9 protein-coding genes are annotated in these 12,008 nt (G+C 65.1%); 6 read left to right on the top strand and 3 right to left on the bottom strand.

From position 1 onward, the window contains the following. Window positions 1–35: 35 nt before the first annotated feature. The gene (locus NGB94_RS11395) at window positions 36–776 is read right to left on the bottom strand and encodes a queuosine precursor transporter (RefSeq protein ID WP_325790757.1); all 741 of its coding nucleotides are present in this window, start codon (window positions 774–776) and stop codon (window positions 36–38) included. Window positions 777–964: 188 nt separating this feature from the next. Between NGB94_RS11395 and NGB94_RS11390 the strand changes: the two genes are divergently transcribed. The 4 genes from NGB94_RS11390 to NGB94_RS11375 all read left to right on the top strand — a co-directional run bounded on the left by NGB94_RS11390 (window position 965) and on the right by NGB94_RS11375 (window position 7,038). Further along, window positions 965–1,645: a TetR/AcrR family transcriptional regulator gene (locus tag NGB94_RS11390; RefSeq protein ID WP_325790756.1), complete on the top strand. Its 681-nt coding sequence runs from the start codon at window positions 965–967 to the stop codon at window positions 1,643–1,645. Continuing rightward, window positions 1,638–2,120: a hypothetical protein gene (locus tag NGB94_RS11385; RefSeq protein WP_325790755.1), complete on the top strand. Its 483-nt coding sequence runs from the start codon at window positions 1,638–1,640 to the stop codon at window positions 2,118–2,120. The genes NGB94_RS11390 and NGB94_RS11385 overlap by 8 nt, the downstream gene beginning before the upstream one ends. Before the next feature lie 61 nt (window positions 2,121–2,181). Next, on the top strand, window positions 2,182–3,009 hold the full coding sequence (gene thiD, locus NGB94_RS11380; RefSeq protein WP_325790754.1) for a bifunctional hydroxymethylpyrimidine kinase/phosphomethylpyrimidine kinase: 828 nt from the start codon (window positions 2,182–2,184) through the stop codon (window positions 3,007–3,009). Window positions 3,010–3,444: 435 nt separating this feature from the next. Further along, window positions 3,445–7,038 carry a S8 family peptidase gene (locus NGB94_RS11375; RefSeq protein WP_325790753.1) on the top strand — a complete coding sequence of 1,198 codons (3,594 nt, stop codon included), beginning with the start codon at window positions 3,445–3,447 and terminating at the stop codon, window positions 7,036–7,038. Window positions 7,039–7,098: 60 nt separating this feature from the next. Here NGB94_RS11375 and NGB94_RS11370 read toward each other — a convergent pair whose 3' ends face one another. Continuing rightward, window positions 7,099–7,986, bottom strand: coding sequence for an Fpg/Nei family DNA glycosylase (locus NGB94_RS11370; protein ID WP_325790752.1), 888 nt, complete (start codon window positions 7,984–7,986; stop codon window positions 7,099–7,101). A 69-nt stretch (window positions 7,987–8,055) separates the two neighbouring features. Here NGB94_RS11370 and map point away from each other — a divergent pair, with 69 nt between their 5' ends. Continuing rightward, the gene (gene map / locus NGB94_RS11365; protein WP_325790751.1) at window positions 8,056–8,832 is read left to right on the top strand and encodes a type I methionyl aminopeptidase; all 777 of its coding nucleotides are present in this window, start codon (window positions 8,056–8,058) and stop codon (window positions 8,830–8,832) included. Between the two features lie 124 nt (window positions 8,833–8,956). Here map and NGB94_RS11360 read toward each other — a convergent pair whose 3' ends face one another. Beyond that, complete coding sequence (locus tag NGB94_RS11360; RefSeq protein ID WP_325790750.1) at window positions 8,957–10,480, bottom strand: helix-turn-helix domain-containing protein; 1,524 nt, start codon at window positions 10,478–10,480, stop codon at window positions 8,957–8,959. A gap of 120 nt (window positions 10,481–10,600) precedes the next feature. On the opposite strand from NGB94_RS11360, the gene aceA reads away from it, so the two are divergent. Next, on the top strand, window positions 10,601–11,908 hold the full coding sequence (gene aceA, locus NGB94_RS11355; RefSeq protein WP_325790749.1) for an isocitrate lyase: 1,308 nt from the start codon (window positions 10,601–10,603) through the stop codon (window positions 11,906–11,908). The last annotated feature ends 100 nt before the right edge of the window (window positions 11,909–12,008 follow it).

The raw sequence follows: 12,008 nt of genomic DNA, 5'->3' as shown, positions 1-12,008 counted from the left end.
GCGGCCGGGCAGGCACGGCGGCGGGCCGCCGCGGCCTAAGCCTCTTCGGGGACCGCCCGGCCGTAGGTCGGTTCGCGCTTCTTGATCGCCTTGATCACCGCTGAGGTCACCGGAACAAAGAGGAACTCGACGGCGGTCTTGTAGACGAAGCCGAAGATCACGTAGTTCACGAACTGCCCGGCATCGGTGATTCCGATGACCGGCGCGGCAATCGCACAGAAGATCAGGGTGTCCGCAAACTCCCCAACACCCGTGGAAGCCATCAGGCGGCCCACCAGTGCGCGTTCGCTGAACCGCGCCTTCATCCGCGTGAGCACCATGGCGTTGAGCAGCTGTCCGGCCAGGAAACCAAACAGCGACGCCGCGACGATCTGCCACACCGGACCGAGCGCTGATTCCAGGGCGGACTGCTTCTCCAGGCCGTAGGCGTCATCGAATCCCGGGAGAGCGATGATCACCGCAAAGGACAGCACCGCGAACGCCGCCATGGCAAAGCCCATGTAGATGGCACGCCGGGCCGCCTTGAAGCCGTACACCTCGCTGATCACGTCGCCCAGGATGTAGGCCAGCGGAAAGAGGAAGAATCCTCCGTCGGTGATGATGCTGAAGTCGCCGAAGACCGGACCGAGCACCACGCCCTTGGACGCCCCGATGTTGGAAATGATGATCACCACGCACATCAGGGTGAGGATCAGGTCGTAATGCGAGCTGCCCCGGGAAGCGTAGCTGGGGGTCTGGCGTGCCTGTCGGGCAGCGGCCGGGGTTGGTGAAGACATGGATATCCCGTTTCGGTTTAGTGGTTCGCCTGGGCTTCCGCCCGGCTGTATTAGCACTTGCCCGCTGTCCCGGGCGGCCCCTGAAGGACCAGCGTCAATTCTGCCACGTTTTTTGGGCCGTCACATTTTTGAACACGTTCAAAAATGTGCTCTAATGTCCCCGGTAGACACGTTAAGACAGGGGACCGATGGCCGCGGGGTCGAAGAGTGAAGCCACCCGGCGGCGGCTGGTGGAAGCAGCAACTGAACAGTTCCGCACCCAGGGCTTCGAACGGACCACCATGCGGGGGATCGCCGCCGAGGCCGGCGTCTCCGTAGGCAACGCCTACTACTACTTCTCCTCCAAGGACGCGATCGTGGCCGAGCTGTACCGCTCGCTCCAGAACCAGCACCGCTCCGCCGCGCTCCCCCGGCTGCGAGAGGGCCACAACCTCGGCGAGCACCTGCGGGTCATCCTGCAGGCGAACCTGGATGTACTGGCCCCCTACCACTCTCTGGGTCACCAGTTCCTGAAGACGGCAGCCCTTCCCGTGCCGCCGGGAACCCGCAATTCGTCCGCACCTGCGGACGCCGAACAGGTGGGGCGGGGCAAGTCCATCGCCGTCTACCGCCAGGCCGTGCAGGCCGCCCGCCCGCAGCCCCCGCTCGCTGTCCGCGACGACCTGCCCGAACTGCTCTGGCTGGTCCAGATGGGCGTCACCCTGTTCTGGGTCTACGACTCCTCACCGGACCAGATCCGCTCCCGCCGCCTGGTCACCAATACCGCTCCCCTGGTTGCCAAGCTGGTGATCCTCTCCCGCCTACCCGTCGTGCGAAATATCGTGGAAGATGTGGTGAAGCTGCTGCGAGGAGCACGATCGCATGACTGAAAACGCGGACGACGACGGCGTCTCCCCGGCGGGTGCCGACCGTTCCTCCTCCGGCGCGGGCACGCCCTTCCTGCTCGCGCCGCGCGTAACGTTCGGTCCCACGGCGTTCGTCACCGGCTACGCGATCGCGTGTCTGCTGGTTGCCCTGATCGCCACGGTGGCGATTGGCTGGGGCACCTCACGCGATTTCTGGGGTTACCTCTGGATCATCGTGATCGCCGCTTTCTACGCCGCCGGCATTGGCCTGGTAACCGCGGCTCCCGTGGGCCTGGCCCTGGGCCTGCTGCTGCGGGACGTCCCCAACCAGTGGCTTCACGTGCTGGCCTTTTTCCTGGTGCCCATGCTGCTTGCCTGGGCGGTCATCGGCCTCATTGCCGGATCCGTCGGAGTGCCCCTTCTGATGGCCCTGGCGATCGGGATCTCCGCGGCCCTCGGACGGCTCGCGGTCTGGCGCCTGATGGACGTGCGTTACTAGCCCGGCAGCCCGCAGCGGGACCGGGTGGCGGGGCATGCCGGATTGGGTAGAAGATGTATCCATGTCTTCAACAACACATCCTCCCGTCACGCTCACGATCGCCGGCTCCGAAGCCACCGGCGGGGCTGGCGCCCAGGCAGACCTCAAGACTTTCCAGGAACTGGGGACCTACGGCATCACCGCCCTGACCTGCATTGTCTCCTTCGATCCGAAGGACAACTGGAACCACCGCTTTGTTCCGGTTGACCCGCAGGTAATCGCAGACCAGCTGGAGGCCATCCAGACGGCCTATGACCTGGGCACCGTGAAGATCGGCATGCTGGGCACCCCGGCGACCATTGACACCGTAGCCAAAGCGCTGCAGAGCCAGGACTGGACCAACATCGTCCTGGACCCGGTACTGATCTGCAAAGGCCAGGAACCCGGCGCAGCCCTCGATACCGACCAGGCGCTGAAGGCACAGATCCTCCCGCTGGCCACTTTCGTCACGCCCAACCACTTCGAATCCATGTCCCTGGCCGGAATGGACGCAATCGAATCCGTGGAAGACCTCAAGGAAGCGGCCCGGCGCATCCACGAAGCCTCGGGAGCCGTTGTGCTCGCCAAGGGCGGCGTGCGGCTGGAAGGCGAAGACGCCGTCGACGTTTTCTACGACGGGGAGACCATGGAGGTGCTCCGCGCACCCAAGGTCGGTGACGTTGCCGTCAGCGGTGCGGGGTGCACCCTGGCCGCCGCCATCACCGCCGAACTCGCCAAGGGCGCTGCTCCGCTCGAAGCAGCCCGCACTGCCAAGGCCTTCGTGACCGAAGGCATCCGCAACCGGGTTTCTTCCCACACGCCTTTCGATGCCCTGTGGCAGGGCGGCGCGGCCAGCGGCCCGGCCCTGTAACTAACTGCAGCCCAGGCATTCCCGGGACCCAAAAGGCGGTCCCTTCCATGGACATCCCGTGGAAGGGACCGCCTTTTCATGTCCAGCGGCAGCCGGTATTCACAGTTAACTTCTGCAACTTCACAAACCTGGTTTGGCGGGCCTGTCAATACTTAATGACCGTAATTCAACCGGTTTCGGTAAACCTTTGAGCTGGGCGTTTACTCCCTTAGGGTGTGCCTACGGCTGCAGGCATTTTTGGGGGCCGAAGGTGCATGCTGACACCCCAAACGGGGGTTGGGGGCACAAAAGGAAAGCTGTCACGTGTGTCAGCAGCCGGTTGGTTTTGTTTGCGGGTTCCTAGTCTCTAGGTCTTCGACGGCATTCTTCCGGTAACGCGCGGCGGAATGTTCAAGGAGCAAAATGAGACGGTCCATTCATCACAGGCCAGGGGCTGTGGCTACTGCCGCAGTTGCCGGCCTCGCACTCACGGCAGGCCTGGGCCTACCGGCCCAGGCAACCGAACCCGCCGGCACCGACAACGCTGCCCAGGGATTCGCGGTTCAGAAGTTTGCGGAGCAGAAGGTATCCCCGAGCCTCCGCGGCGTCGACGGCGAGGTCTCCGTCTACGTCCAGTTCACCGGTGAGGGCGCCTTCGAGCAGACCCAGCCGGACGCCGTCAAGGAAGGCAAGCGGGAACCGGTAGTTGACGCGCCGCGCGTGCAGCAGATCCGTTCAGCCATCGAATCCCAGGCTGAGTCGGTAGCTGCGGAAGCGGACGCCAGCACCCTCTACACCACCACCAACAGCCTTCCGGGCGTGGGCATCGTCGGAGATGCCGACGCCATCAAGGCACTGGCAGAGCGCGACGACGTCGCGAAGATTACCCGGATCGTCCCCAAGACAATCGACAACAAGGGTGCGGACATCGACACCCGCGCACTGAACACCTGGGTGGAGCGCCAGCAGACCGGCGACGGCATCACCATCGCCGTCCTGGACACCGGCATCGATTACACGCACAGTGATTTCGGCGGTCCCGGAACCATCGAAGCGTATGAGGCAGCCCAGGCTTCTCCCGTCATTCCCGCCGCGGACAGCGGCCTGATCGACACGGACAAGTTCATCGGCGGCTACGACCTGGTGGGCGATGACTACAACGCCGACCCGTCAGCCGCGAACTACCAGCCCATCCCCAAGCCGGACCTCAACCCGATGGACTGCCAGGGACACGGCTCCCACGTGGCAGGCACAGCAGCCGGCTACGGCACGCTTGCCGACGGCAGCACCTTCAAGGGCGATTACGCGTCGCTGACGGCCGAGGCCGTCAATGACATGCGCATCGGCCCGGGTTCGGCACCGGAAGCACAGCTGGTCAGCATCCGCGTCTTTGGCTGCACCGGTTCCTCCGAGGTTGTAGGCCAGGCGCTTGACTACGTTCTGGACCCCAACGGCGACGGCGATTTCTCCGACCGCGCGCAGGTCGTGAACATGTCCCTCGGCTCCGACTACGCTCCCGTGGACGATCCCGAGAATGACATCGTGGACAAGCTGACCGAACAGGGCATCCTTTCAGTGGTCGCTTCCGGCAACGCCGGCGACGTGTACAACGTTGGCGGTTCCCCGGGCAACGCGAAGTCCTCGCTGACCGTGGCCAGCACCATCGGCTCCCAGATTTCGCTGGACCGCGCAGATGTCCTGGCTCCGGAAGGGCTGGAAGGCTCAGCTGCCGGCCAGTATTCGGTGAACTTCAACTACTCCGATCCGGCGGTGTCCTCTGAACGGCTCACCGGCGACGTCGTGGCCGCTCCGGCCTCCAACGCTTTCGGCTGCAGTGCCTTCCCGGCCGGTTCGCTGACGGACAAATGGGTCTGGATCCAGTGGGAAGACGAAACCGGTGCGTTCCCGTGTGGTTCGGGCGCCCGCTTCAACAACGCCCAGGCCGCCGGTGCAACCGGCGTCGTCCTGGATTCCCCGCGGGATGTGTTCGACGCCGGAATCGGCGGCAACACCACGCTCCCCGGCATCCAGCTAAACCGCGAGTCCTCCGACCGGCTGCGTCCGGCCGCAGTGGATGGAACCCTGACCCTGCAGCTCGACCCGAACTACATGGGTGCCGCAGCCGGGCCGTCGAACGCCCTGGACACGGTCAGCTCCTTCTCCTCCCGCGGGCTGCACGGCTCCAACGGTGTGGTGAAGCCCGACGTCGCTGCTCCCGGTTCGTCGATCGGTTCAGCCAGCGTTGGTTCAGGAAACGGCGCCTCCGTGAAGAGCGGTACCTCCATGGCCACGCCTCATGTTGCCGGCCTGGCAGCACTGCTCTACGCCGCTACGGATTACAGCCCGTATGAGGTCAAGAACACCATCATGAACACGGCCACCCATGACATCCTGGCCGCCAACGGCGCCGTGCACGGTCCCAACCGTGTCGGTTCCGGACGCGTGGACGTCCTGGACGCGATGGATTCCAAGGTCATGGCCTACGACTCCGAGGACCAGACGCTGACCAGCGTCAACTTCGGTGTCCTTGAGGTCGGCGCGGACGCGCTGTCCATCACCCGCAAGGTGACGGTCCAGAACAAGTCGGACCGCCCGCGCACCTTCGACGTCAGCTACCTGCCGGCGACGACCATGCCCGGCGTGGAAATCACCACGGCGCCGAGCGTGAGTGTTGGGGCGAATGCCAAGGCGACGGTTGACGTGACGCTGAGCATCGCGGACCCCACGGCCCTGGCCAAGACGCTTGATCCCGCGGCTGATGTTGAGCAGCTCGGCCTGCAGCGCCAGTACCTGTCCGACGTCTCCGGCCGCGTCCAGCTGGCCAGTGCAGGCATTCCCACCCTGCGTGTACCCGTCTACTCGGCTCCCAAGCCGACGTCGGACATGACCGCCGGCACGGAGATCAGCTTTGCTGATTCCGAGGCGACGGCAGCGGAGGTGACCCTCACGGGCCGCGACCTGCTGCAGGGAAGCGACGCATCCACCTACCTCTCTCTGGTATCGCCGCTGGTTCTTGGCGCCCAGAGCGACAAGCGTGATGACCTGGCCCTTGAATCCATGAAATCGATGGATCTTTCGGCAGTCGGCGCTTCGACCACTGTTCCGTCAGTGAAGGCTGCCGGCGGCGACCCGCTGGACGGTGTCCTCAACTTTGGCCTGAGCACGTGGGACAACTGGCCCATCCTGGGCGGACACAATGAGGTCAACGTCGAGATCGACACCAACCTTGACGGCAAAGCCGACTACCTCGTAGCCACAGGCCGCGCCGATGACCTGGACCTGGTACTGGTGAACACCTTCCGCCTGAACCCGGACGGTACCCGGACCCTCGTGGACCAGACCGGCGCCAACGGCCAGCAGGGCAGCATGGACACCAACACCTTTGACAGCAACGCGGTGACCCTGCCGGTCAGCGTCGCTGCCCTGGGACTGGATCCGGCTGCTGCTTCCCTGCCGCTGCAGTACAAGGTAGTCACGTGGAGCCTGTACAACGTCGACAACACCGGACGCACCGTACCGGTGGATTCAACGGACTACATCAAGTTCGACGCCGCCAACCCGGCCCTGTGGTTCTCCGGTGCCTCACCGGACGCCCTGTTCGCCGACGTCGACGGCGGAAAGCTCACCGTCAACCGCAGCCAGGACACCACCGAAGCCTCGGCGCTGTTCCTGCACCTGCACAACGCCACCGGTGACCTCTCCGGTACCGCGGGCCTCGGCGAACGTGCCGAGATCCTGCCGGTCGTCGTTCCCGAGAAGGTGGTGAACCCGGTCAGCGCTGCAGCCAAGTGCAACGCTTTCAAGGCCGAAATCACCGTCACCCTCACGAACAACGGTGACCGCCGCGCGGATATCGACCTGAAGTCCCCGCAGGGCAATGCCAAGGTCATGAAGCTCGAGCCGGGAGAAACGACGACGGCGGTCATCAAGACCCGCCAGCTGTCCGTCGCGGCCGGCGAAGTGACCGCCCATTACAAGTTCCTCGGTAAGGGCAAGGCTGAGAAGGTCGACTACACGGCGTCCTACGGCGCAGTGAAGTGCAGCCGCTAGAACCAGCCAGACACTAAAAGAGCGGGTCCGGGAGATTCTCCCGGGCCCGCTCTTTTAGTCTCACTTCAGCAGCCGGGACATCCGCCGGTCTGCCAGCAGCTTGCCGCCGGTCTGGCAGGTAGGGCAGTACTGCAGCGACGAATCGGCGAAGGACACTTCGCGGACGGTATCGCCGCAGACCGGGCAGGGCTCGCCGGTGCGGGCGTGGACCCGCAGCGCCCGGCGCTTTGAATCCTTCAGCTCCGCGGCCGGACGGCCCGAAGCATTGTCGATCGCGGATTCAAGCACCGCGCGCATTGCCTCAAAGAGCCGTTCGGTTTCCTCCGGCTTGAGTTTGGACGCGTTCGCGAACGGGGACAGATGCGCGGCATGCAGGATCTCGTCGCTGTAGGCGTTGCCGATTCCGGCAATCACGGACTGGTCCCGCAGCAGGCCCTTGATCTGGCCCCGGTGTCCGGCGACCAGCGCTGCGAACGTCTCCGGATCGACGTCGAACGCTTCCGGTCCCAGCCGGGCAATGCCCGGAACCTCCGCCGGGTCCCGGACAAGGTAGACGGCCAGGGACTTCTTGGTGCCCGCTTCGGTGAGGTCGAATCCCGGCTCATCCCCGCCAGGTTCCGCCGGCGCGAACCGGACCCGCAGCGCCATCCGGCCCTTGCCGGGGCGCAGCTTTCCGGGTTTCAGGGCATCGGACCAGCGCAGCCACCCGGCCTTGGCCAGATGCATCACCAGATAGACTCCCCCGGCCGTAATGATCAGGAACTTGCCGCGGCGTTCGACGGCGGTCACGGGACCGGACTGGAGCGCGTCGAGGGGCACTTCAGCCGTCTTGAGGACGGCAAAGGAAAGAACCTCCACGTCGGAAATCTGCGCGGGCGGTCCGTCCTCCGGCAGCAGCTTGGTCCGCAGGAAATCGGCGAGTCCCTGCACTTCGGGCATCTCGGGCATGCCTACACCCTAGACGGTCTGCCAGAATGCAGAACAGACGCCAATTTCTCCTGCCCCGAAAGGCACCACATGATCGAGATCCTGAACGCAGCTGAAGTGGCGAAGGCCCGGGTTACCGGCCGGCTCGTCGCAGACATCCTGCAGGCCATGAAAAAGCGGGCAACCGTCGGCACCAACCTGCTGGAAATCGACCAGTGGACGGGCCGGATGATCAAAGATGCCGGTGCAGAGTCGTGCTACATCGACTACGCGCCGTCCTTCGGCCGCGGCCCCTTTGGGCACTACATCTGCACCGGTGTGAATGATGCCGTGCTCCACGGCCTTCCGCACGACTACGAGCTGCGGGACGGGGATCTGCTGAGCCTTGACTTGGCCGTGTCAAAGGACGGGATCGCCGCTGACTCGGCGATCAGCTTCATCGTCGGTGACAGCCGGCCGGCGGAAAGCGTCAAGCTGATCGATGCCACCGAACGGGCACTGGCAGCCGGCATTGCCGCAGCACGTCCGGGGGCGAAGATCGGTGACCTTTCCTACGCGATCGGTACGGTGCTTTCCGGCGCCGGGTACCCGGTGAACACTGAATTCGGCGGACATGGGATCGGCTCCACCATGCACCAGGACCCGCACGTTCCCAATACGGGGCGTCCGGGCCGCGGCTACGTGCTGCAGCCCGGGCTGATGCTCGCCCTGGAGCCGTGGGTGATGGCGGATACCGACCAGCTGGCCTTCGACGCCGACGGCTGGACGCTGCGCAGCGAAACCGGTGCCCTCAGCGCGCACAGTGAACACACCATCGTCATCACGGACAGCGGCGCGGAGATCCTCACCCTGCCCTCGGCGTCGTAACCCCTGGGCCCACCCACCGGATCCCACGCCGCACCGCTATCCGCCGAGAGGCCAGTTACGGCTCTTTTCAAGCACGAAACGAGCCGTAACTGGCCTCTCGACGGGTGTGGCGGGAGGGTGAGCGTCAGTCCCCGGCGTGGGCCTGCAGGAAGCTGTAGACCTCCGTCTCGTCCACGCCCGGGAACGCGCCCGGCGGCAGCGCCGCAAGCAGGTGCGAGTGGGCCCGGGCGCTCGGCCAGGCCATGCCCGACCATTCCGAGGCCAGCTCCGACGGCGGCGTGCGGCAGCAGTCCGGATCCGGGCAGCGGGACTTGGACCGCTCGGTGGTGTCCCGGCCGCGGAACCACTTCACGTGCGCGTATGGGACGCCGATGCTCAGCGAGAACAGGCCGCCGGAACTGCGTTCCGTCCGCGCGGTGCACCAGTACGTTCCGGCGGGGGTGTCGGTGTACTGGTTGTAGGCGCTGAACTTATCCGGCACCGAAAACACTTCACGCGAAGTCCAGTACCGGCAGATCGGCTGGCCTTCGATCGCGCCGGTGTGGTCGGCCGGGAACGTCACGCCGTCGTTCTCATAGGCCTTGTAGACAATGCCGCTTTCATGCACCTTCTGGAAGTGCGTGCGGATGCCCAGGTGCTCCGTGGCCAGGTTGGTGAAGCGGTGCGCCGCGGTTTCGTAGGAGACAGCGAAGGCGTCACGGATGTCCTCGACGGCGATTTCCTTGGCAGCCTTGGCCCGCTGCAGGAATTCGACGGTGGCCTTCTCCGGCAGCAGCAGCGCCGCCGCGAAGTAGTTGGTAGCCACGCGCTGGCTGAGGAACTCGCCGTAGCTGCGCGGAGTCTGGTGGTCCAGCACGTAGTGGCCCAGCGCCTGCAGCAGCACAGAACGCGGATCGTGCTCGGAACGCTGTGACTGGGTGAGGTAAATCCGCTTGTTCTTCAGGTCCGTTACGGATCGGGTGGAGTGCGGCAGGTCCGAAACGTGGTGCAGGCTAAAGCCCAGGTGCGCGGCAATGTCCGCGATGACGTGCTGGGACAGCGGGCCGTTGGTGTGCCCCACCGAGTCCAGCACCTTCTGGGCTGCCTGTTCGTACTCCGGGAAGTAGTTGTTCCGCTCGCGCATCATGGCGCGCAGTTCCCCGTTGGCACGGCGCGCTTCCTCCGGGGTGGCCACCTGCTCGTTCAGCCGGCGCTCCAGTTCACCCTGCAAACCCACCAGGGATTCGAGCACGTCCAGGGGCAAACGCGAAGAAATGCGAACCTTCGGCAGGCCCAGGGACTGGTAGAGCGGGCCGCGCTGGGCGCGTTCCAGCTCGATTTCAAGTGCCGCACGGCGGCTGGGCGGCTCGGAGCCGAGCAGCTGGTCGATGCTCACGTCCAGCGCCTTCGCCAGCGACTGCAGCAGCCCCAGTTTCGGCTCACGCTTGCCGTTTTCGATGAGTGAGAGCTGTGAGGCCACGGTCCCGACGGCGGCCCCCAGGTCATCGAGTGTCATGCCTTTGGCCTTGCGCAGGTGGCGTACCCGGCGGCCCAGGGAGATGACGTCGAGCGCGGAGTCTGCAGCGCCGTCGTCGTCCGATCTGCCGGCTGAAACGGGCCGGTTCCATGTTGCACTGGTCACAAATTCACAATAAGCGAAGAACTGCATTTCTTTCCATAGAAAACCTCTAGAAGGGGGGTTGTTTTTGCCCGAGTGTTGATTGCACAGCAAGGAAATGCCGGATTCACGCCAGACCGGCTCGCACCGCAACCAAGGAGATGTTGGGCAATGACGCAGGAACAGAGCGCGGGACAGACAGCACGCACCGCAGAGCAGCTCGCCCAGGAATGGGCCACCGATCCCCGCTGGGAAGGTATTGAGCGCGACTACACTGCCGAGGACGTCGTCAAGCTCCGTGGCCGCGTCCAGGAAGAGCACACGCTGGCACGCCGCGGCGCCGAGAAGCTGTGGGACCAGCTGCGCAACGCCGGCGACGAAGGCTACACCAATGCACTCGGCGCCCTGACCGGCAACCAGGCAGTGCAGCAGGTCAAGGCCGGCCTCAAGGCCATCTACCTCTCCGGCTGGCAGGTTGCGGCAGATGCCAACAACTCCGGCCACACCTACCCGGACCAGTCGCTCTACCCGGCCAACTCGGTTCCCACCGTTGTCCGCCGCATCAACAACGCCCTGCTCCGCGCAGACCAGATCGAGTTCGCCGAGGGCATCCAGTCCGTGGATGACTACCTGGTGCCGATCGTGGCCGACGCCGAAGCCGGTTTCGGCGGCCCGCTGAACGCTTACGAGCTGATGAAGTCCATGATCCAGGCCGGCGCCTCGGGCGTTCACTGGGAAGACCAGCTTGCCTCGGAGAAGAAGTGCGGCCACCTCGGCGGCAAGGTCCTGATCCCCACCAGCCAGCACATCCGCACCCTGAACGCTGCCCGCCTGGCAGCCGACGTCGCCGGCACGCCCACCGTGGTGATCGCCCGGACCGACGCCGAGGCCGCCACGCTCATCACGTCCGACGTCGATGAGCGGGACCAGGAATTCATCACCGGCGAGCGCACCCCGGAAGGCTTCTACAAGGTCCGCAACGGCATTGAACCCTGCATCGCCCGGGCCAAGGCCTACGCACCGTACTCCGACCTCATCTGGATGGAGACCGGTACCCCGGACCTGGAAATGGCCCGCAAGTTCTCCGAAGCTGTCCGCTCCGAGTTCCCGGACCAGATGCTGGCCTACAACTGCTCGCCGTCCTTCAACTGGAAGAAGCACCTGGACGATGACACCATCGCCAAGTTCCAGCGCGAACTCGGCGCCATGGGCTTCAAGTTCCAGTTCATCACCCTGGCCGGCTTCCACGCCCTGAACTACTCCATGTTCGACCTCGCCCACGGCTACGCCCGGTCCGGCATGAGTGCCTACGTGGAACTGCAGGAGCGGGAGTTCGGCGCCGAAGACCGCGGCTACACCGCCACCCGTCACCAGCGCGAAGTCGGCACCGGCTACTTCGACGCTATTGCCACCGCCCTGAACCCCGAGGGCAGCACCCTTGCACTGGCCGGTTCCACCGAGACCGCCCAGTTCCACTAACCAGCACCACCCCGTCTGACTCTCCCTTCCCGCCGAGAGGCCAGTTACGGCTCGTTTCAGCCCTGAAAACAGCCGCAACTGCCCTCTCGGCGGGGAGGGC

The organism is Arthrobacter koreensis (assembly GCF_035792275.1).
Taxonomy (GTDB): domain Bacteria; phylum Actinomycetota; class Actinomycetes; order Actinomycetales; family Micrococcaceae; genus Arthrobacter_B; species Arthrobacter_B koreensis_A.
This window is presented reverse-complemented; position numbering and strand designations above follow the sequence as displayed.